The organism is Streptomyces otsuchiensis (assembly GCF_004305975.1).
Lineage (GTDB): Bacteria > Actinomycetota > Actinomycetes > Streptomycetales > Streptomycetaceae > Streptomyces > Streptomyces otsuchiensis.
In genome coordinates this window covers 1-23,113 of the sequence record NZ_BHZI01000062.1, presented here as the reverse complement: position 1 = coordinate 23,113, position 23,113 = coordinate 1, and the positions used below count along the sequence as shown (strand labels likewise).

8 protein-coding genes are annotated in these 23,113 nt (G+C 69.1%); 2 read left to right on the top strand and 6 right to left on the bottom strand.

What is annotated here, in order from left to right:
* The 5 genes from pglX to pglW all read right to left on the bottom strand — a co-directional run.
* The coding region (gene pglX, locus E0D90_RS08425; protein ID WP_227870080.1) for a BREX-2 system adenine-specific DNA-methyltransferase PglX at positions 1-3,376 on the bottom strand (3,376 nt) is incomplete at its 3' end.
* A gap of 185 nt (positions 3,377-3,561) precedes the next feature.
* On the bottom strand, positions 3,562-5,022 hold the full coding sequence (locus E0D90_RS08420) for a UvrD-helicase domain-containing protein (protein ID WP_170214943.1): 1,461 nt from the start codon (positions 5,020-5,022) through the stop codon (positions 3,562-3,564).
* Positions 5,023-5,038: 16 nt separating this feature from the next.
* Complete coding sequence (locus tag E0D90_RS08415) at positions 5,039-7,213, bottom strand: ATP-dependent nuclease (protein ID WP_130797212.1); 2,175 nt, start codon at positions 7,211-7,213, stop codon at positions 5,039-5,041.
* A gap of 146 nt (positions 7,214-7,359) precedes the next feature.
* Complete coding sequence (locus E0D90_RS08410; protein WP_130797211.1) at positions 7,360-8,703, bottom strand: hypothetical protein; 1,344 nt, start codon at positions 8,701-8,703, stop codon at positions 7,360-7,362.
* A gap of 44 nt (positions 8,704-8,747) precedes the next feature.
* Positions 8,748-13,112: a BREX system serine/threonine kinase PglW gene (pglW, locus tag E0D90_RS08405; protein ID WP_130797210.1), complete on the bottom strand. Its 4,365-nt coding sequence runs from the start codon at positions 13,110-13,112 to the stop codon at positions 8,748-8,750.
* Positions 13,113-13,788: 676 nt separating this feature from the next.
* On the opposite strand from pglW, the gene E0D90_RS08400 reads away from it, so the two are divergent.
* Positions 13,789-20,493 (top strand): DUF3320 domain-containing protein, encoded by a 6,705-nt coding sequence (locus E0D90_RS08400; protein WP_130797209.1) that lies wholly within the window; start codon positions 13,789-13,791, stop codon positions 20,491-20,493.
* Positions 20,494-21,073: 580 nt separating this feature from the next.
* Entirely contained in the window at positions 21,074-21,271 is a 198-nt protein-coding gene (locus tag E0D90_RS08395) for a DUF6243 family protein (protein ID WP_130797208.1), read from the top strand.
* Positions 21,272-21,556: 285 nt separating this feature from the next.
* Here E0D90_RS08395 and E0D90_RS08390 read toward each other — a convergent pair whose 3' ends face one another.
* On the bottom strand, positions 21,557-22,912 hold the full coding sequence (locus tag E0D90_RS08390; RefSeq protein ID WP_130797207.1) for a class I SAM-dependent RNA methyltransferase: 1,356 nt from the start codon (positions 22,910-22,912) through the stop codon (positions 21,557-21,559).
* Between the last annotated feature and the right edge of the window lie 201 nt (positions 22,913-23,113).

The window sequence follows — 23,113 nt, the reverse complement described above, 5'->3', positions numbered from 1 at the left end:
TGTGGTCCCAGCCCGCCCACCCGAGCATCAGCGTCGAATCGCTGTCAGGACCCGCCTCCGGGAAGGAGACGAACCGCTCCTTGGGAACGTCGAGCTTGCCTCGGTTCGACCAGTACGAGGTGCGCAGGAAGTCCGCGGAGGTGTACTTCGGCGGCACGGGGATGTCGAGCCGCTCACCGGTACGGTCCTCTTCGCGCTGCTGTGCCCAGACCTCCTCCCACTGCGCTCGCTTCCGCAGGCCGGAGTCCTTGTAACGCATCGCGGCGAGGTAGGGCACGTGCTGGTCAGCAATCACTTCGGTGAGTGTGTTCGCCAGGGGAAGGTCGGGCTTGCCCAGGTGGTCTGCGGCATAGAGTGCGGCGACGGCGACTACGTCCGCGTTCGCAGCGAGCCGGTCGGCGAGGTGGTTCACCGTCATCGGGCGGGGCTGCTCGACCCCATCTCTCAGCTCGTACCAGAGGTCCTTGCTCTCGCAGCGGTCCAACAGCCAGTCCCGCAGGGCGGCCCGCTCCTTCTTCTCCCACGGCTCGCTCGACCACCGGCGCTTGCACTCCGGGCGCTCGATCAGCGCGATGTCTTTGCGGGAGGTGATGACATCGATCCGCGCCTGGACGATGTCCCGGTACCACTCCGGCCAGTGAGCGGGGACCTCCGTCACCGGGCTTGACCCGTGCCGCGTGAACCACGCCGTCTCAATCTCACCGGCAGCGACCTTCCGCGCGAGCACGATCTCGAACGCCCGCTCACCGAGGCGGGCCTCGGGCAGCTCGCCACCACGAGCGGCTGCGATCGTCGGGGCCACTTCTTTCGTGGTGAGCAACCCGTAGTGCCCGTAGACCTCCCAGTCCAGCTCCTCCTGCTTGGCGATCATGACGCGCCGAGTCGCGTCCCACTCAGTACGGGCCTCGTCCAGCACAGCTCGCTTAGGGGTGCGCGCCTCGCTGACAGCTGCTGGCTCATAAGTCGCCAGCTCATGCGCCAAACCGTCCAACTCTCGCGCCAAGCCGAGCGGCATCCGCTCTGGCAGGGGAAACTCCTGCAGCTTCGTCCCAGTGAACTCGTAGCGCTCTTCCCAGTCCTCGTCTTTGATGCCGCAATTAATACCGCTACCACCCTTACCCTGACTGACCTGCTTCAACCAGAAGCAGGCAGTCGAGGAGTTCAGCACCCCCAACAACTCCAGATGCTCATCCACCCCCGCCCCCTCCGGCAACTTAATCACCGGGGCAGAATGCTTGAAGACCCTCCTACCCCGGTCCAGCACAAAATGGTTATGCGTAGCCACGAAGGAGAACCCCAGCAAAAAGGAAGCCCGGGTCCTCGCCCCGGAAAGCATAATATGTTCATACCATTTCATACCTCGCTGCTCTCGCGTCTTACCGAATGTCAACCCGCTGCGAAGGTTGCTTCGGTAGGGCCAAAACAGCAAGCTTCCTTGCAGCGACTCAACAGGACTCGCATCTTTGTAGGGCCAGAGCACCACACTCTGTCCAGAGCTAGTCCAATCACGCGCCACATCACCCGTCACCAGAGACCGCCACTTTACATCTTGGCGCTTCCATGTGGTTGGCAACTGCTCCGCAGCAAAAATCTCATCCTCACCCAGGATGTCGTGAAAACCAATGGAATCCACTCTTTCAGAGAGCAGTGCAACCTTGGAGGCTTGAATTCCAGCAAACACACTACCCGCCCCTCCACCACTGACGGACCACGGGTGTGCACCGAATGTGGCGACTGGAATATCCTCAACCGAAACCCAGTCGGACTCGGAACCCGGCAGAGACACTTGCCCCACAATTGCCCGCCAAACCGCCCCTTGGGCCGCATCCTTCGGCTGCGACGGCTCACCGCGGACGCCGAGGACTGCTCGGATACTCCGGTCAGGGTTGGGCACACGGTTACGACCGGCAAGAATCACAGTCGGCGTGCCGTGACCTGGAATGAAAGCCCCAGATGTGTCGATCACATGGGACAGCTCGACATGGTTGCGGAAAATGTCCTCGATCAGCTTCTTGCCGAATTCTCGCTTCATGAACGAGTTCGCCGTGATCTGCCCGACGAACCCTCCGCCGCCGCGCTGGCCGCCCGGCCCTCTGACTGCCAGCTCGAACAGTCGCTGCGCGAAGGGGACCGACAGCGCATACTTGCCCGAGCATGCCTTGTATGCGTCCCGGTAGTTAGTGTTCTCCTGCGCGTCCTTGACGGTGATATACGGCGGGTTTCCCACCACCACGTGGTAAGAGCCTCGCCCCAGCAGGTCGACGCGCTTGGCGTACTTCCACACGTCCTCGGTGGAGTAGGCGAATGCCCCCTCCTCGGCGCCGATCTGCTTCTCAGCGAACAGCGTCTCCAAGTCCGTCTGGATTCCAGTGGCATCCCGACCGTGGAGCAGGGAGTCGCCAACCGCGACGTTGATCGGGAAGTTCGGCGCGCCCTTGAGTCGCTGCTCCCCCGCCGCCCGCATGGCTGCGACCAGCAGCCGGAAGCGGGCAATGCTGACCGCGTACGGATTCTTGTCGCAGCCGTGGACCGATTCCAGCGACCGGCGAACCAGCGTCTGGATGTCCGTCCCGGGTTCGACGGCGCGCCGCTTCTCCAACAGCCGGCGGAAGAGCCCCAGCAGGAAGTGGCCCGAGCCGCAGGCCGGGTCGATGGTGCGCAACCCGCGGCGCTCCACGCCGTCGGGCCCGACCCACACCGGGTCGAGGCCGAAGGCATCCGTGGAGGCGGCCGGTTCGAGCGTGAGGTCGAGGATGAACTCCTCGACGAAGTCCGGTGTCTGCAGCAGCGCATAGGTCTTGCGTGCGTGCTCGCTGAGATCCTGGTAGAGGTCGCCCAGGAAGCGGGTGTTCCACTCGGGATCGGTGAAGTCGTAGCGGATCTCGCCGTCGGCTCCCCATCGCCGCCAGAACATCAGCAGCTCGGTCGCCGCCTCGTATCCGGGGGTGATGTCCCACAGAGGGTTGTGGGCCCGGTCGAACAGGCCGGCGGCCGTCTCGTTCGTCTTGCTGAGCGCGCCGACCGCCTCCAGCAGCCAGTCCCGGTTGTTCTGCTCGGGATGCTCACGGAAGTGCGCCTCGTGGCGGGCCTCCGCCAGCGCCAACCGCTCCCCCGGTCCGGCGAGGTAGGGATCTTCGAGGAGGCCGTTGTCCTCGCAGAAGCGGATGAAGACACAGGCCAGCACCCATGCCGCCGCGGACTGGGTGACCCGCTGGTCGCGCCACGACTCATAGGCCGACGCCGTTCGTTTGGCCTCCCGGGCGTGGTCGTACTCCGCAGTCAGCCGGTTGCGGATCTCCTCCTCGGAGTCCGTCCGCTCGCGCAGATCGTCCTCCAACGCCACGACCTGCCGCTTGAGGTCCTTCAGCAGCGCCACCGAGTCCACCCCGGCCCTGACGTCCGTCACGTTCCGCTCCCCTCCCGGTGCGGCACGCTCCACCCGGCTGCCTCGTTGACCCGGCCCTCCGCACACAGAACCATCATCCTGCCAGCTGAGACCCACCGGCCCGCACCGGTTCGAGAACATCGCAGTCTCTCGTTGGGCGCCGCCGACGTGCACGGTCACACGGCGACGGTCTGCAGCCGCGCCCTGGTGAGTGCTACATAGAGTGCGCGGTGCTCTTCATCCGCGGGATCGAGACCGCCGCGCAGCGCGGCAATGTCCTCGTCCAGCAGTTTCACCCCGACGCGGTTCCACTCCCGCCCCTTCGCCTGGTGGCAGGTCATTCCGGGCACCAGAGGGCCCCGTGCGACGTCGAGTCGGCTTCGCAGCCAGTCGAGTGCCATGCGCGGCACTGGCAGCTTGGCCTGGGGAAGCTCGCTGCGGGTCCCTGTAGCGATGGTCTCCACCACGTCCGACCAGATACCGGCGAGGTCCTCCTCGCCCGCCAGACGGTCGAGAGTTGCCTGCAGCCGCGGGCGCAGCTCGGTGAGGACATCGCTGTCGCCTGCCTCACCCAGCGTGATCCGGGCATCGCTCAGGTAGATCGCCGGCTGGCCGAAGGCAGCGAGGGTCAACTCGTTGAGAAGCAGCGTGCAGGCGGCCTCCTGGAACCGCCCCACCCGCGGTTTGATCGCCAGAGGGAGAACGGGGCAGCCCGCGTTCCACAGGGTTCTCCACTGCCGGGCCAGCACGACATCGGCACCCGCGGACCTGCCTACCGGCAGCGCGACCCCCTGGCGTGCACGGAGTGCCCCCGCCAGCGCCTCTTGGGAGGATGTGAGCCACCGGAACGACGTGTGCAGCGGCCTGGTGGCGAACTCCAGCTGCTCGATGAGGTCGGCCACCTGGTTCGGCTGCGCACCCCGGAACCCGTAAAGCGCCTGCCAATGGTCCCCCACCAGGGTCACGGCCACGTTCGCCTCGGTTGCCAACCGGATGAACTCCAGATCGAGATCGTTGGCATCGTAGACCTCGTCCACCAGCAGAGACCGGGTCGTACGTTCCAGCCAGGATACCGCGGCCCTCCGCGCCGCTCCGCCCGGCCGCAGCGCGCTGTCCAAGACCTCACGCACGTTGTCGTGGGTGCACGTGCCGCCCTCAACCGCGACGGTGAAGTCAGCAGAATCGGGGTGGCTGTGGGACTTCGGCTGGTACGAAACGTCGGTCACGACACGGGCACCGTCCAACCGCAGTACCGGCTTTCTGCGCGTGGAGATCGTGGCAAGGTGCGTCTGCCACTTGTCGAGCACCACGAGCTCCTGGTGACCCCCTGGCCACACCAGCACGCCGGAGCGGAGTAGATGGGACAGGAGCTCGTTCAGCAGAGCGTCAAGGGTGACGGCGCGATGGGGCCATGCCAGTGCCGTGGTCCCCCACTGCCGAACGACACGCCCACGCAGTTCCTCGGTGGCGGAGCGGGTGAAGCTGACCGCGACGACCGCTCGGTGGTCGGTGGTGGGCGCGAACCGGTGCAGGCCGAAGCGCTGGGTGGAGACCGTTGTCTTGCCCGAGCCCGGGGACGCCTCGACGTAGACCAGCGGGCCAGAGCTTGCGGCGGCGCCCACCTGCTCGAGCGTCAACTGGCGAAGGTCGGGCTCAGGACTGTGCATGCGCGCCCCCGCCGGGCCAACCGCCCACCCGGCCGTCGGGCGATGGGCGCTGTCGTAGCAGCTGACCCCACTCCGGGATGTCCTCTTCTTGGGCCCCGGGCTCCGGCGGGCACGTCTCCTCGTCCGGCGGCTCGACCTCCTGCCCATCCTGCAGCGCACCTTTGGGCGGAAGGCGCACCGCGTCCTCATCGTCTGCCTCGTGGAACGGGGTCGGTTCGTCGCCGGCGCACGACAGGGGCAGGCCGTCGGTGCCGACGGCGCCGGGCAAGCCGTTGTCGTCCTCCGACGGGTACAGGAAGGCGAAGAGTCGCTGGAGGTGCTCGGGAACCATGGGCTCGGGCCTGGTTTCCCCGGTCCCGTTGTTGGCGTCCGCCAGCACTGCTGCAAGCATCAGCGCGAACTCGCCCTTCTTGCTCGCTCCGGGGCCGGCGCTCATGGGCGGACTCGACGATGTCGCCTTCCTCGCGCTGCGGAACATCTCGTGCACTGCTTCCGCTGTCACGACGGGTGCGTTGAGACCGACCGCTCGCAGAGCCTCCTCGATCAGCTGCTCGTTCCCCGCTGTGACGGACGGCTCCAACGTGGGGTGGCTGACGAACGCGTCGACCACCGAGGGGGCGTGATCGGAGAGCCACGCCGGTTTGGTGCGCTCCTCGCTGTCGAACGGCTTGTCGCTGTCCACCAGCAAGGCCAGTCGCGTGCAGAGCTCGGCGTCGCGCGTGGCGAGCAGGTGCACGGGCCACTGACCGATCTTCCACCCCATCGGGACGATGCTCAGCGCATCGATGAACGACTGCTTCCGCTGGTCCGCCCCTGCCCAGGTGCGGCCGAACTCCCGGACCACCGCCGCGTCCGTGACGCCCTCGACCAGCACGAGCCGGTCGGCGAAGAGCGCGGCCGACCGGCTCGCGTCGAGGTGGAGTCGCGCAAACCGCAACGTGGTGGCGCGGTGCCGCTCGGGGACGGCCTCGGCCACCGACCGGCAAACACGTCCCGTTGCGGGCGGTCGCACCACGACGAGCTCCTCCGGCGCGCACGAGGTGATGACGTCGGTCGCGTGACTGGAGAGGATCACCTGCAGTTCCTTCCGCTCGGCGACCGTCCTGCGCAGGTACCGGACCAGGGCCTGCTGCAGCTGCGGGTGGAGGTGCGCCTCCGGTTCCTCGATCACCACGGTCGCGTGGAACGGCGCCGCGCCGAAGAACGAGTCCTCGGCCGACTCGGCCTCGGCCTCGGCCTGGGCCAGTTGTGCCAGCCCGTCCTCGTACTCGTCCGGATCGGCGGCAGAACGCTGTTCGGGGAGTTCGACACCCGGCTCCGGATGCTCTGGTGGCAGTCCTGACACATCGGGGATCGCCGCAAGAGTGACCGCGATGTGCAGCAGGTTGACATAGCCGAGCCCGGACACCTCCAACGGCCGGGCGGAGTCCCGGCCCTCGATGACGGCGAGCATCAGCTCCAGTACTCGGGCGAGGTAGGCATCGTCCATGACCTGTCCGCGAACGTACGGGAACTGGCCCCGCACTCCGGCGGTGAGTCCTGACAGATAGCCTCGGATCCGCTCCTCGACCGCTTCGATCACACCGTCCTTGGCAAGAGCCTCCAACAGCTGGGAGGCACGGGCTCGTAGCCCCGCCAGGCTGCGGCTGTTGTTCTGCCGCTGCTGCTCGGCACGGAGCAACTCCACCAGGATGCGCGCCTCCCGACGCGCAAGCTCGTCCAGCGGGTGGCGCCCGGCAGGCAGGTAGATGAGCTTGTGCGCCCGCTCCGCCGGCTCCGGAGCCGCCCCTGGGGGCTTCTTGGTCGTGATGCTGCCCAGCGAGCGGCCAAGCTGGTACTCCCACTCCGCCGCGACCGCACCCGGCTCCCCGCTGACCCGCAAGCTCCCGAGCGGGCCCTCGCCGGCCGGCTCAGCAGCCAACCGGTACTGCACGCGGACCGCGCGGGCGCCGCGCCCGCCGTGCCCGAGGGCCGCCGCGCCGAACCGAGGAAGCACCGGAAACCGACTCCCTGGGTGCGCCAGGTACAGGGCGTCCGCAAGCGTCGTCTTGCCCGCGCCGTTGGCGCCGATCAGCACGCTGAATCGGCCGGGGAAGTCGCAGACCATCGTGGCCTCCGCACTGGCCCGAAAGCCGCTGACCTCGATACGGCTCAGATGCATCGCGTCCCCCGAGCTCCGGCCCCGGGTCCGGGGCCCTGAACGGCCTGCGTGGCCGAACAGCGTAAGCCACGTCACTCCGGAGCGGGCCCTGTTGTCATCGACTCACGGGAGAGGGCGGCGCAGGTGGAGGACGCGGACACCCGCCCTCAGCCACCCCCGCGTCGGCGGCGGTTCCGCTCCGCCTGCGGCAAGGTGTCGTCGCTGAGCGCCGCGAGCACGAGGTTGCGCTGCCCGCGGAACGTGCGGATCACCTGCTGGCGCACCAGCTCCGTGCTCGTCCCCGAGGTCCCGATCTGTCCCGCCTCCACCAGCCGGGAGAACAGGGTGTTGTCCAGGTAGCCGGGCACGTTCTGGTAGCCGAACCGCACAGCGCCGCCCCGACCGTCCCGCAGCCGCGCGTCTCGGCGCAGCGACTCGAACTGCCTTCGGGAGAAGTACATGCCGTGGATCATCTCGGTCGTGTGGCGCATCGTCGACTGCGGGTGGCAGAGCTTCACCCAGCTCGGGCTGGGGTCGAGACGCTGCTCCTCCGTCGGGTCCGCGACCCGGGCGGCAAAGCGGTCCAATGCCGTCATACGCCGCAGTTCCTCGCCGAACTGCCGGTCGCTGTTCGGGTAGTAGAAGCCCTTGCGTGCCGCGTCGAGCTTCTTGTACTGGACCAGGACGAGCGATTCGCGGGTCACGTTGTAGTAGACGATGTCACAGCCCAGCACGTTCTCCGCGGGTGTCCGGTTGGCGTTGGCGACAAGCAGCGTCCGGCCGTGCTCCCGGAACTCGCGCCAGGCGACGTCGGAGGTCGCGCTGCTCAGCCAGCCGAGCATCGTCTCGGTGTCGCGCGCGATGAGATGGTCCTCCAGTGCGGGGCGGGTGCGCTCACTTGCCAGTGCGAGGAAGGTGGGAGGCGGCCGGTCGACGTCCAGCTCACCCGCGGGCGGGTCCCACTCCGCGAGCTCCGTGGCGTCGAACCCCGCCATCCTCGCCGCCCCCAGCGTGGCGTCACGTTGCAGCGCCACTTCCTGCGCCGCGCGGTTCTCGCCGAACACCCATGGGGCGACCGCGCCTTCGATCAGCTTCACCGCCTCGGTAGCCGCCGGCCGCAGCCGCAGCAGCCCGTCGCGGAGCGCCTTGCTCACCCCGTCGGTCTGGTGGCCCTGCTCGGCCAGGCGACGGTGTTGAACAGGTGCCAGCACCGCCAGCAGTTCGGTGAGCCGCAAGGGTTCGGGGACCCGGAAGACCAGTGAGACGGTCAGCTGCTGATCCTGGTCCTTCGCTGCTTTGCCTCGAACGGACTTCCCCAGGTGCGTGACGGACATCTGCCCGTCGTCGTCCCTCGCCGCGATCAGCAGCAGCCGGCGGCTCCTGCCTTTGGCCCAAGGGGCCCGCGGCCGTGTGAACGACCACTCCCAGTCCCACCGCCGCAAGGCGTACAGCTCTTCCTTCTGACGGAGGTACTCAGCCTCATGGTCCCGGCACTGCACGATCGCCACCATGCGGGCCATCCTGCCGGGTCCTCCATGGCTCCGTTACTCGGGGCCTACGCAGCCTCCGGGAGGAACGCGCCTTCCAGATAGGCCAGTTCGCCGTCGTTGCGCAGCGCCTCAACCGACCGGCCGTCCAGATGCGGCTCTTGGGTACGGGACTCGATCGGGCAGAGCAACCACAGGCCGTGCGGCCCCTCGTCGGGGCGACGCGCGGACGCCTGGAGCGCGCCCAGGAAAGACCGGCCGCCCTCGTCCCAGTAGCGGGCGACCAGCCCGGCGTCGTGCAGGAAGAGCACCGTACGCGGCGCCGCGCCACGGGCCTGCAGCTCCTCCGTGACGAGCGGCCACACCGAGCGGACGAAGGAGGCGAGTCCCGGCTTGACGCGGCCCGGGGCAGAGGCGGCGTCCGCGCGCAGCACCGTGCCCCAGTCCAGCCCCCGCTCCGTCACCAACTGCTGGAACTTCTCGAGGAAGACCGACGCCAGGCTGACGGGCTGGACGCGGAACTCAGCGGCCACCCGCTCCGCCGTTCCGGGCAGACGGGACGCCCGCACCGTCAGCGCCAGGAAGCCTCCACGCTCGACGCGTTCCGCCAGCTGCTCGCGCAACTGACCGGCCGGGCTCTCCACCTCCCGGCGCGCCACCCGCAGCGGTCCGGCCGAAGTCACGGTCCGTGTCACCGAACCGGTGGTGGAACGAGGTGCTCCGACCGCGGACTTCACCGGAAGGAACTGTCCCTTCCCGTCGTCGTACCGCAGCTCGAAGCGAGCGGCACGCAGCGCGTCGTCCAGCACGACGGGGGTGGGCTCCCGTCCGTCGGCCACCATGTCGAGCTCGGGGAACCGGGCCCTGATCCGAGCAACCAGCTCCGCAGGCTTGAGGCCGCGCCCCTCACGGACGCCGGCACCCGCCTGGGAGATGCGCAGCGCACGCTCCAGACCGAGGTCCCGTCGGTACAGCTCCAGGCGGGGGGTGTGGCGGACGGCATCTGGGGCGACCGCTGCCGCAAGCGACACCAGGCGGGTGTCGGCCAGCGGCACGAAACCCTCGGGGGCCGCAACCGTTCGCAGGGCCCGCACCACCTCGGCCCGGCCCGGGAGAGGCTCCCGCCCGGACAGCTTCTCCGCTGCCGTGCCCAGCGCCGCCGCGTAGTCGGCGAGCTCTCGGGGGCTCGGGTCGTCGGTACCGGCCAGCGACTCGGCAGCCAGCAGCACCGTGTCACCGCGCCGGTGCACCGCCAGCCGGGGCTCGTGCCCTTCGGCCTCCCGGGTCTCCGCCTCGACTGCGGCACGGACCACCGCCAGCGAGCGGGCCCGCACTCGCTCCGGGGTGTCGTCCTCGGCACCGTGCCGCGCGCGAAGCTCCTGCGCGGCCTGCGGCGCGGTCATCACCCGACCGAAGGCGGCCACGACCTCGACCAGTTCGCTTCGGACGCTCTCCAACCAGTCGGCCTCCGCCCACCGTTTGATCTCCGCACGATGGTGGCGGGAGACCGGCGGCTGGTTGATGCCCAGGTGCTCGGCGATGCGCGCCTGGACGGGCCAGGAGCCCACCGGCGAGACGCCGCCGTCCTCCGGCGGCAGGCCGAGTGTGAGGCGTACGACGCTCTCCCGGTGCGATCCCTTGCGGCCGACCGGCGGCGTGAGCCGCTCGGCCATGTCGTCCACGGACAGAATGCCTGTGACACCGGCCGGCTCCGAGCCGGCGCCCTCGGCAGCGGGCCTCCTCACTGCTTTCTTGGGCGACTTTCCTCGCAGGGTGGCCCACCACTGGCTGCGGCGGCGGTTCAGTTCCTTGCGCACCAGCGGGCCGGCTCCGCGGGCCCTGTCGATCACGGACGGCTGGAGATCGAGCAACTGCCGCACGGTGAAAGCGCCGAGGCCCGCCGCGACCGTGACCGCGCGCGGCGAGAGACCGGCCACGTCGAGCTCGGTACCGGGCTCCGCGGCGAGCGCTGCCCGGTCACGCGCCACCTCGGGATCCTCGCCTTCGACGCCGACCGTCGCGGGTGTGGTCGGTGGCCGTTCCGAGTCGGCGTCCCGGAACACCTGCTGCCAGGCGTCCTTCATCTGCCGCAGGTTCTCGAAGCGGTGCTCGGCATCGCGGTGCAGCGCCCGCTCGAAGAACCCGGTGAGACCGGGCCGCAACGCCGTGTAGAACACCTCGCTGGAGAGGCGGAGCCCCACCGACTCGTTGGTGAGCGGATCGTTGCGGCCGTCCCCCCATTCAGGGCGCTCGCCGCTGGCCATCTCGTGGAGGGTGACCGCTGCCGCGTACCGCTCGGCGTGGTCGTCGAACTCGGGGCGGCGCACCGAACCGAGGAACGGGTCGAGATAGTCGCGGGTGCCGGACTTCACGTCGCGGTCGGGCACGTGGGCCAGCGAGAAGTCGAACAGCTTCAACTGGCGGCGCCCGTCCTTCCGCCGTTGGACACCGAGGTTGTCCGGCTTGATGTCCCGGTGACGGGCCTGTTCCGCGTCCAGTTGGTCCAGCGCAAGGAAGAGGTCTTCGCCGAACTTCTCCAGGTCGTCGTAGCTGAGCTGACCGGAAGCACGCAGCTCGGCCCCCAGCGACTGCTCCCCCGCGTACTCCAGCGGCAAGACGGTCCGAGAGCCGACCTCGCAGAGCCCGTCCCCGTGCACGCGGACGATCGCGCCACCGCCTACCGACTTCAGCACGCGCTCCTCCGCGTGCAGCCGCTCGGCCTTCTGCTCGTCGAGCGCGACCTTGAAGACGCACTCCTCCACACTGATCGCGTCTTCGGCGTCCTCCACGAGCCGCTCCACGAGCAGAGCGCGTGCCGTGGATCCGGTGCCCAGGACCGTGCGGACCGACCACTCCTCGTCCAGCGCCTGACCGGGCAGCGCATCGAGCGGGTCGACAGCCGGTGTCACCGGAACGCGGGCCACCTCGGCCTGCTCCGCGACGTTGAGGAGATGCAGGAACTCCTCGGCGGAGCTCAGCCGGTCGACCACATCGGCGCGCGTAGCGCGGTGGACAAGATCGTCCAACCCGTCCGAGGCATCGTCGTGAACGGCGAACAGGTGGAGTCCCCCGTCGGTGCGCAGCCGCTCGAGAAGTTCGCTGCGCCGAGGGGCGGGAGGCTCGCCGGTCAGGATCAGGTACGAGACGGCACCGAGACCGAAGACATCGAGGTCCCCCGGATCAGAGTAGGGCTGATCCGTCTCGGGAGCGAGGTAGACCTGGGCCGCGTCCCCGATGAGGGCCGCGTCCAAGGCCGAACCGCCGACCGACTGGAAGAACGTCGCGGTGGAGTCGAAGTCGCGGGCAGCGGTCTGCCAATCAGTGATCCGCAGTTCGGGGCGGGCACCCTCGCCCCGGAACGACACGAAGACTGACCGGGCAGCCAGGGCTCGGTGGTAAAGCGAACGGCCGTGGGCGTGCCGGACGGCCTCGGCCAGCTGCCGCACCATGTCCCGACGCTCCTCGGGAGTGAGGGCGTGACCGTACACATCCAGGTAATGGTCCAGCCGCAGGTCGTGATGGCGGTGACGGAAGAGGATGGCCGGGCCGGCCTCGTGGTCCCGCAGCTCGACGGCTTCGGCGATGCCACGGTGCCTGATGCCCTGGAGCACCTGGTACTCGCGACGCGCAGCACGCTGCGTCTTTCGGCGGTCCTCCTCGGTGGCCCCCTGGCTGACCAGGTAGATGCGGACGCGGCCCTGTTCCTTGGCCAGGCCGTCGTCCCGCTCGGCCAGCCGATCCTCCCAAGACGGACCGGCGTCCAGCGGGTGCGGTTCCATCCTCCAGGCATCGCCGAAGCGCAGGTGGCCGGTCGACTGGCTGATGCCGATCGTCTTGAGTAGTTCGGGCAGCCGGTGACGCGAGAACTCCGGGGAGAGCCGCCGGTCGGACCGCTCGGGCGGAAGGCCGAGGAAGTCCTGCCAGATGCGGTCGAGCCCGCTCGCACCGTCGTCGCGGCCGTACACCCGGATGCGCTGGACCTCGTCCAGGTGGCTGACGAGGTCGGGGGCCGAGAGAAACACCGCAGGCTCGACTCGGGGCACCATCCGGTCATCCCGGTAGAGCTTGCGGGCGGCCCACTGGAGCTGGCTGCGCAGGTCCTTGGATTTGGCGTCGTTGAAATGGAGCGGGTTCTTGATCGTGCGCACCCGGTCCTTGCCGCGGAAGTTCCACGTCTGGCCCTTGTTGTGCAACTCGCCGGGGTGGCTCTTGATCTCAACCAGGAACAGGCCGGCCGGCACGGCGACCAGGAGGTCACACTCGTTGACCCGGCCCGACCGGGCGGTGAACGAGAAAGTCGCCCACGCCCGGTACGGATCGGCCGCCGGCATCAGACGCCTCACATGGTCCAGCGCATCCTGCTCCCACGGGTAGGGGGACGGGCGCTCCTGGAACCACTGCTGTACGGGCTTGCCCGGCCCCGGTTTCGGCACCGCCCTGCCAGGCTTCCGTCGGGGCTCCTCACCCGTAGCCGCCACCGCGTCGGCCCTCCTCGTCACTCGCCCCACCGGGCTCCGGAACTACCTCGTGGAGCCTACCGTCACGCCTCGACGGACCGACGCACCGAACAGCAGGGCAGCACGATCCCGCATGCTGCGCACGATCGGCGCCCCCACCCTCACGAGCCGTGGCCCCACCGCTGGTGCGGGGAACCGATTCGCGGGGCACGGCGCTGCCCTCGGACTCGCAGGAACTCCGGGCACAGAGAATCAGGTCTGCTCGCAGCGACAGGAGCCCTCAGGAGACCTGGTTGTCGGCGGGGCAACGGCTCTGGCCGCTTCCCGGCGTCGGATGACTGAGGCAGCTCTTTACGGAAACGGCAGCGACGCGCCCCGGCGACTTGTAGGCTTTCTGAGGCGGTGGGCCCGATGGCTCTCGGCGCCGTGCGCGCGTAGCCGAACGACGTCCTCCACAACGGAGCCAGGGATGGTGGCATCACCCTTCACGCGATGATGCCGGAGCTCTAAGCTTCTCCGACCGGGGGGGGGATCAACGGGGCTGCAGCACAATATTCGCGTTCCCTCGAGAGCGGCTGCTCTCGGGATCGCACGGCTTCACCAGAGCATGCCGTAGGGCCCCCAGCGAGACACCACGACAACAAGGACAAGTGTGGCTGACGCGAGCGCCTTCGGCGGTGAAGAGCTGGATCGGTTCAAAGCAATTCTGGCCGGCTGGCGAACATCGCTGGTCGACCTGAGTGGCCGCAATCGGCTTCTCAACTTCAGGCACACCAAGGCCACAACGCTGGAGATCGCGTACCCGCCCGCCGAGGCTCTCCTCGCGGGGCTGGAGCGTGGCTGGGGCTTCGCACCGCTACCCGACGAAGAACCGGAAACCGACAGCGGCACCGGCTCGCAGGACCGGCCGCGCGATGCGGCGAAGCGTGCGGCGAATGACGGGATCCTCACGCAGAAGGCCACGGGCCCTTCGCTTCTGCGAGCGCTGAAGGGCCTGCGCAGCAAGTCCACCCAACTCTTCAACGACTACGGTCTGTGGACACTTCAGTTGGGAGTCGGCATTCTCAGCTGGCGGGAGGACGGAGCTGCAACGACCAGTGACGCGCCGATCGTCCTGCTTCCCGTACGCATCGAGCGGCTGTCCAACGGGCGGCTCCGGCTGGTGCTCAACGACGACGAGGAGCCGCGCCTCAACCCCGCCCTGAGAGTCAAGCTCGAGCACTTCCACATCGACTGGTCATCCGTGGCGGAACAGGACCCCACGGATCTCGACGCCGTGATCGAAGCGGTGACTCTGGCAGTGGCCGGAAAGTCGAAGTGGGAGGTCTCGGATCGAGTGGTGCTGGCGCTCTTCGCCTCCCACAAGGAGTCCATGTACCAGGACTTGTTGGACAACGAAGCGCGCATCCTCAACAGTGATCTCGTCCGCGCTGTGGCGCTCGGTCCCAAGGCCGGCCTGGCCCCGGACCGCTTCGACTTCGAAGAGATCGATGCCGACCGGATCGATGAGCTCAGCCCGCCGGAGGACACCCCGCTCGTCCTGGATGCCGATGCCTCGCAGCGTCAGGCTGTCGCGGCTGCCGTCGCCGGCCGGTCCTTCGTCCTCGACGGCCCACCCGGCACCGGCAAGAGCCAGACCATCACCAACATGATCGCCGGTCTCATGCACGAAGGCCGCAGCGTCCTGTTCGTCAGTGAGAAGGCTGCAGCACTGGACGTCGTGCTCGATCGGTTGAGGTCCGTCGGGCTCGACTCCTACGCCCTGGCTCTGCACAGCCACAACACCAGCCGTCGAGCCGTCGCTCAGGAGCTGGGACGAGTCCTGGGAGAGCAACCGCAGGCCACGCGTCTCCCCGACAGCGCGATCGCTCGCGCACGTGAGGCACGTGAGTCCCTCAGCTCCTACGCCGAGGCGATGAACGAAATCGGTCTGCCGCTGGGGCAGAGCCTGCACGACGTGATCGGCAGAGTCGGGCAGTTGCACGACGCCCCCGTGGTCTTCGCAGCCTCGCCCTCGCGCAGTGACGACCCCAAAGACAAGGGGTTCGACGCAGCCGGTCTCAGTGGCGAGGACAAGCGCCTCATCATCGAGGCGACGGAGGTGATCGCGGGCACCTGGCAGGCGGTGGCCGACCCCTCGTTCCCCTGGCGGCATCTGAAGCCCGATGCTCCCCACCCCCGCCCGGCGCTCGAGCAGGCCATGGCGGCACGCTCCGGGCTCGCCACCGCAGTGGCGCGCTACACAGACCTCTCCGGAGACGGCGAGCCGATCGATTCGGAGGCGGGAATCCACCGGCTGATCGACCTGCTCTCCCTTGTCGGGTCGCGCCACCCGGTGCCGGAGACGTGGCTGACCGTCGTGGACTTCGCCCACGAGGTGGAAACTCCGGTCGACGGGTTCGTCTCCGGTCTGAAGAAGGTGATCAGAGCGCGGGACGCGGCTCGCTCCGTGGCGGGCGACCGCTGGCAGGAACTCTCGCCCCGGCTCAGCCATCAGCCGACCGATGACGAGAAAGCCCTGGCCGTTCTCTCACCGGTCGGGATCGACTCTTCCGACCTTTCCGAGGAACAGGCGAACACGCTCGCCGGCGAGCTCGAAGCGGCCGCGGCCGACCTGGAGAGAACGCAACGAGACCTTGCGGCGGTCGCGCAACAGCTCGGGCTGAGCGCCCCGCCGTGCGTGGCTGCCGCGGAAGAGCTCTGCGACATCGTCGCACTCGCGGGCATCGACCACCGTCCGCGCGCGCAATGGCTCGTGCCTGGCGGAGCCTCCAAGGCCCACAGTGCGGCGATCCATGTCGTCGCCGACGCTCTGCGCGCGTTCCTCACCCGACGAGACACGGTTCTGTCCTCACGAGCACGGGCCACCGCCGAGGCCGGCTCCGGGTGGGCGTCGATTCCCCCCACCCTCGACGCGAAACCGCCGGCGTGCGAGCGCGAACTGGTCGACATGCGACCCGCTGGGCTGGTCCTGTCCGCACTGACGCGTGACACGGTCCAGGAGCTCTCCGCTTGGATCACGAGTGTTCACGCGACCGTGATCTCTGCCGAGCACCACGCAGCTGCGGCAGCCCAGCTCCTCGGACAGGACCGGCCGAGGACTGTCCCAGAGGCTGAGAAGCAGAACTCCCTGGCGCGACTGGCCGCGGCCTCACACCGAACGCTCGCCGCCTGGCTCGACCCTGTGGTCATGTCCCAGGTGCAGGCGGTGTGTTCGGAGATCTTCGATGCAGCACATCGCCTGGCCGACGCAGAGCAGTCCGCCCGGTCCGTCTTCCGCCCCGAGGTGGCTGTATCCCCCGATCTACCGGGCTTGGTCAGCCGCCTCGCCGAGGGTGCACGAGGCATCAGCGGTCTGCTGTCCAGCGCGGTGCGCGCGGATCGCAAGGCGCTCGGCGCACTGACCCTGGACGGTTCGTGGCGGAGTGAGCTGTACTCGCAACTGTCACTCGCTCTCGCCTGGCACACCGCCCACAACGACCTCCGGTCCCTGGCTCGTACCCACGCTGCCCTCCTCGGTCCCTACGCCGGCAGGGATCTTCCGGAGGTTCCCGCCCTCAAGTCGGCCTTGGCGCACGCCACCTCCGTGCGCCGGCTCGCGCCGGAAACCCTCCTCGATCCACCTCGCCGCCAGCAGTTGGCGACCCAGCTCGCTCACGGGGTTCCTCTGCCAGGGCAGCTGCTGGAACACTGCGAGGCGTTGAGCACGGATCTCAGCTCCTGGCGGCAGAACCTGGCTGACGCCCGACTGCGGGCGGTGACGGACGAACTCGCCGAGCAGCCCCTGACCGATGTGGCCCGCTGGCTGCAGGCGCACCAGGAACCGCTCGCGCGGGCCGCCGATGTCATCGACCGCGTCACCTCCATCGGCTCTCGAAGCGACGGACCCGACTTCGCTCACACGGTGGGCGGAGCACGGGCAGCAATCGAGGCGGCGCAGCAGAGCCAACGAGACACTGCGCAGTTCGCCGCGGCAGAGAAGGCCGACCGTCGCCTCTGCGGTCCCTGGTACCGAGGCCTGGAGACCGATCCCGAGGAGTTGGGTACGCGCTTCTCCGACGCGACCCGGGGTAGGACGGACGTACCGGAGATCGTTCGTGCCGCCTGGGTCGCTGACGACGTCAGCTCCGTGGCGGGCGCCCACGAGCACCGAACACTGCTCGGTCGGTACGCGGCCGTCGGCAGCCTCGATACGGCCGCGCTCCAGCAGGCCCTGGACGCTGCGCGCACGGTGGAGCGGCTGGCTCCGGACACCTTGGCCGACGAGGCCCGCCGAGCACGCCTCGTGGGCTTCCTCGCCGACGAGAGCCCGGTTCCGCACGCCCTCGTGCGCCGAAGCGAGCGCGAGACGCGAAGCGCGCTGCTCGCCTGGCGCGCGTACGCCGACCGACCCCACATGGCGGTGGCACGCGCGCAACTGCTCTCCGGCCCATTGGACGACGCTGTGCGCTGGCTGCGCGCTCACAGTGGCCCGTTCGAGAAGGCGGCCAATCTGGTCCACGCTGTGTCACGTGTCGTGGACGCCGGCCACGGGCTGTCCCTCTCGGCAGCCCGCCGGGCGGTGTCCGCGGTACGGGACGCGCGGACAGCCGCTGAGTGTTTCGCCGCGGAGGCTTCACGCCACGAGCGGCTGCTCGGCGATCTCTACCAGGGGGCCGAGACCGACAGAGGAAAGGTTCTCGACGCTCTGGAGTGGGCCCAGCGTGTACGTCGCGCGGCTCACGGCGGCCACGGGGCGGCACTGCCCGTCCCTGCTGCCCGACTGATGCTGCACACAGCCGCCGACGCCTCGGTGGCCGATCGTCAGGAGGACTGGCAGCGCCAGCGCAACATGCTGGTCGGTCACTTCGAAGTGCAGCGGGGGCGTCAGCTGCAGCGCGAACTGATGGAGTCGCTGACCAGCGCCGCCAGCCTCCTCACTCAGTTGGACGACGATCCCTTCGGCCCCGAGACCTGGCAGAGGTGCGCGGAGGCTCGTGATCGGCTCAAGCGCTTCGGCCTGGACGGACTGCCCTCTCAGCTCGCCGAGCGCGGCGTCCGGTCAGCAGACTTCCCTGCTGCCGTCGAACGCGCGATCCTCACAGCCTGGATCGAACGACGCCTCAAGGTCGACGCACGTCTCAAGCCCCTGCGGGCAACCGACCGCGACCAGCTGGTGGAGCGCTTTCGGGCCACGGACAAAGCCCTGGTGGAAGCCGCACACGCCGAAGTCATCGCAGCATGCAATGACCGCCGGCCGCGTCGGACCAATATCGGGCCTGCCGCTGAGCTACGCCGGCAGTCACAGTTGAAGCGACGCCACAAGCCGGTGAGGCAACTGCTCAGCGAGACGCGAGAGGTCGTCAAGCTCATCAAACCCTGCTTCATGATGAGTCCTCTGACGGTCAGCCAGTTCCTGCCCTCGGACTTTCGTTTCGACGTCGTCATCTTCGACGAAGCATCCCAAGTGCTGCCGCAGGACGCCGTGAACTCCGTCTACCGCGGCAACGCGCTCATCGTGGCCGGGGACCAGAAACAGCTGCCCCCCACCTCGTTCTTCAGCGGGGGCGGCGCCGGCGACGATGACGACGAGGGTGACGACAACGTCACGGACGACTTCGAATCCGTACTGGACGCCTGTAAGGCAAGCGGTGTGCTGCGGGGCCTGCCACTGCGATGGCACTACCGGAGCCGTCACGAGAACCTCATCGCCTTCAGCAACAACGAGTTCTACGACAACACGATGGTGACCTTCCCGGGGGCACACGAGCAGAGCCCGGACCTCGGCGTCGAGTTCTTCAAAGCCGACGGCGTCTACGACCGGGGAGGTCGAAGCAACAACCCGGGCGAAGCGGCCGCGGTCGCGCAGCGCGTGATGCATCACTTCGCCACCAGGCAGGGGCTCAGCCTGGGCGTGGTGGCATTGTCCAAGGCACAGGCCGAGGCCATCGAAGAAGCAGTGCAGACTGCGCGGGCCGCCCGTCCCGACCTGGATCGCTTCTTCACCGAAGATCGCCTCGACGGCTTCTTCGTCAAGAACTTGGAGACCGTCCAGGGAGACGAGCGCGACGTCATCATCATGTCCGTCGGCTACGGTCCGGACTACCGCGGCAAGTTGCTCACCAACTTCGGCCCCATCAACAGGGACGGGGGTTGGCGCCGACTCAACGTCGCCGTCACTCGGGCCCGTCGGCGCATGGAGCTCGTTGCCTCTTTCCACGGAGCCCAACTCCCCGAGAGCGCCAACGTGAGCGTCCAGCACCTCAAGCGCTACCTCCAGTACGCCGAGCTGGGCCCCGACATCCTCCAGACAGCCGCCGCGGACCCGGACGCTGTGCCGGAGAGCCCGTTCGAGGAAGAAGTGCTGGCTGTTCTGCGCGACTGGGGCTACGCCGTACAGCCACAGGTCGGCGTCGCGGGCTTCCGCATCGACATGGCGGTACGACACCCCGGAGCGGTGGGGAGCTACGCCCTGGGCATCGAATGCGACGGTGCCATGTACCACTCCTCGCGGGCTGCTCGCGACCGGGACCGACTCCGGGAAGCCGTGCTTCGCGACCTGGGGTGGGATCTGCACCGCATCTGGGGCACGGACTGGTACCGCAACCGGCGGGATTCCGCTGCCCGTCTGCGCGCGGCAGTGGAGCAGGCCTGTGCGAGGAACCCCTTCCCAGTGACGCCGGATCAACGGGCCGCCGAACAGGAAGCACAGCCAGTGGTGGCGGACGAGGCTCCAGCTGGCGCCGGACCGGCCGTGACGTTCGTGGCGGTGGATGACGGCCCATCGGCCTGGAGCCGGGCGTATGACGAGGTGGCCGATGTCCAGCTGGTCAACCTTCGTGTCGTGTCCGCGAGGCGGCACGGCGTGCCCACCATACGGCTACAGGACCCGGGCGCCACGGACGTCATCGCTGATGTCGCCGTCTCTGTCATCAGAGCAGAGGGACCGATCGTCGAGGACCTGATCTTCACCAGGGTCCGCTCGGCGTGGGACCTCAACAAGACAGGCGCGGTGATCCGGGAATCAGTTCGCCGAGCCCTGCGGGGGATCGTCGCCGCCGGCCAGGTCACGCGGGTCGACGACGTCTATAACCTTCCCGATCGGGCGACGACCGTCGCCCGCACGCCGACGCCCGCGGTGGCGCGCAAAGTCGGACAGGTGCCGTCGGTCGAGAGGCAGCTCGCCATGAGGCGCATGGTCGAGGAGAGCCCGGGAGTCCACGGTGACGACCTGCTCCGCGAGGTCGCCCGCCTCTTCGGGTGGACACGGATAGGGCCCGACATTCGGAAAGCGCTCACCAGCGATATGGACGAGCTCGTCACGCGGCAGGCCATCCGGGCAGCCGACGGCTGCCTACTGCCCAGCGAGGAAGGGTGACGACTCGCAGACGCAAACAGCCCTCGGCACTCCGAGCCTACGGCTCACAGGCCCGACCGGGCGCTCTGCGAGATCATCCGGTGAGGACTCGTCGAGTACCGACCGGCAGCCTCCGCTTTCTCTCTGACAAGAGGTGGAGCTGGACAACCGAATGGCCAATCCCTCACTGCGGCGGTCACCCATCTCAGTCCGCACGGAGCGGAAACACATGTTCGGTGAAATGCTCGGTGCCGACTGCGCTCTTTGGCTCGCCCCAGATGGTCGGCTGACGCCGCCGAACAACTCACAGAAGTGATCCGGGTCCTCGTCGTGACCTCCAGCGCACGCGACGGCACCGCTCGGGACGAGCTCGTGTCCGCACCGTCACGAGCGTCCCCCGGGCCCCGGCGGCATACCGACCGGTCGGGACGGCGAAATTGTGGCGCGCGGGGCCCACGGCACCGGGTACCGTCATTGCCATGTTCTTCCAGACGCCGGTCTACGAGTGAGCGTGACGGGCCCCCGCTGACGTCCTCCGACGTCGCCGCCCGTCCCCACCGATGAATCCGCAGATCACTTCACATCACCACCGGGAGAACCCGTGACCGACAGCAAGAACATCAACAACCCCGTGGGCCAGGGCGGCGGCCAGCGCAAGAGGCAGTCCCGCGCCGAACAGCAGAACAACGGTCCGCACCGCAATCTCGACCGCCAGGACGCCGCCGACCAGAAGGCGGAGCTGGTGCGCAAGATGCGCGAGAAGCTGACCGCGACCGAGAACGACACCGCGAAGAGCTGACGCACCGCCGCCGCTGGGCGGCGGTGCACACAGCAGGGTCCGGACCGAGACACTCGGTCCGGACCCTGCCGCACGTTCGACACGCAGCGAAAGCGGAGTCCCCCTGGCCGCCCGCAGGACGCCCGTGCGCAGAACAGGGCCTCCGCGGACTTCCACGGCATCGGGTGGACGATGCCCCGGCCGCAGGGCGGCGAACCGCATTCGGGCGAGCGGCCACCGGACCCGGCCGGGCCTGTCCGGACCGGACGGCGGGCCGGTGATGCGCCCGGACAGGACACCGCTGGCTCAGGACTCCTTCTTCACCGGCTCCAGGATGGCCACGCACTCCAGGTGGTGGGTCATCGGGAAGAGGTCGAAGGCGCGGAGGAAGCGGGGCCGGTATCCCGCGTCGCGGAAGTGGCCGAGGTCGCGGGCGAGGGCCGCCGGGTCGCAGGCGACGTAGGCGATCCGGCGCGGGCCCAGGGCCGCGACGCGCTCGACCGTCCGCTTGCCCGCCCCGGCGCGCGGCGGGTCCAGGACGACGAGGTCTGCCTCGGTGATGCCGGTACGCGGCAGCACCTTGTCGACGGTGCCGTGCTCGATGCGGACCCGGGGGAAGTCGGTGAGGTTGTGCCGGGCGTCCTCGACCGCGCGCTTGGTGGACTCGATGCCGACGACGGCACCGGTCTCCCCCAGCCGGTCGGCGAGCGCTCCGGCGAAGAGGCCGACACCACAGTAGAGGTCGAGCGCGGTCTCCCCCTTGCGCGGGGTCAGCCCGCGCATCACGGCGTCGATCAGCAGCTCGGCGGCCTGCGGGTGGACCTGCCAGAAGCCGCCGGCCCCGACCCGCCAGGTGCGGCCGTCGGCACGTTCGCGGACGAAGGAGCGGCCGTGCACCGGCAGCACCTTCTTGTCCTTCTCGTTGACCCGCATCACCGACACGGGCCGGTCCAGCTCCACGATCGGCAGCCGGCCGCCGGGCAGCGGCGTGAGGATGACCTGGCGGTCCTGCGAGCCGCTGGCGGCGATGGCCTCGACGCCCGCGATCTGCGGCCACTCCCGGGACTCGATACCCAGCTCGGTGACGGCCTCGGCGGCGATCAGACAGCGGTCGATCGGCTCCACCTCGTGGGAACGGTGGCGGCGCAGACCGGCGCGGCCGTCCGCGTCCACGGCGTACTGGACGCGCGTGCGCCAGGCCGGGACCTCACCCGCGGGCAGCTTGTCGCCGGGCGCGGGCTCGACGGTGCCGTCCCAGCCGGCTTCCTCCGGCGTCATCCGCGCGAGGTGGCCGAGCTGTTCGGTGAGCACGTCGCCCTTCAGGCGGCGCTGCCGCCCGGGCTTCACGTGCTGCCAGTCGCAGCCGCCGCAGCGGCCGGGCCCGGCATAGGGGCAGGGCGCGGCGACGCGGTCCTTGTCCGCCTCGATGATCTCCACCGCGTCGGCGCGCAGGAACCGCGAGTCCTCTCGCCCGTCCGTCACCCGGGCGCGTACTCGCTCGCCGGGCAGGGTGTGGCGCACGAAGAGCACCCGGCCGCCGGGTGTGCGGGCGACGCAGTGGCCGCCGTGCGCGACCGGCCCGACCTCGACCTCGTACTCCGTGCCGACCAGGGACGCGGCGGGAGCGCCGGCGGCGGCGTCGGTGTCGGCTTCGGAAGTCATCGGCAAGGGGCTCCAGAACTAGGGGAACGGGGGCGGCGGGCCGGTGTTCCGGCCTGGCGCACGGGCGCGCGACTGCGCCGCGGTGATGGGTGTCGGGGTCGGACCCGCACCGGACGGGCACCGCGCGTGCGCGGCCCGACGGCGGGGGACGCCCCAGTCTAGGGCCTCCGTGCCCGTCCGGTGCGGGTCCGACCCCGACAC

Excerpts from the sequence above, each read along its gene's own strand:
- E0D90_RS08415 (WP_130797212.1), bottom strand. The coding sequence starts at position 7,213 with ATGCATCTGAGCCGTATCGAGGTCAGCGGCTTTCGGGCCAGTGCGGAG.
- E0D90_RS08410 (WP_130797211.1), bottom strand. The coding sequence starts at position 8,703 with ATGGTGGCGATCGTGCAGTGCCGGGACCATGAGGCTGAGTACCTCCGT.
- E0D90_RS08390 (WP_130797207.1), bottom strand. The coding sequence starts at position 22,912 with ATGACTTCCGAAGCCGACACCGACGCCGCCGCCGGCGCTCCCGCCGCG.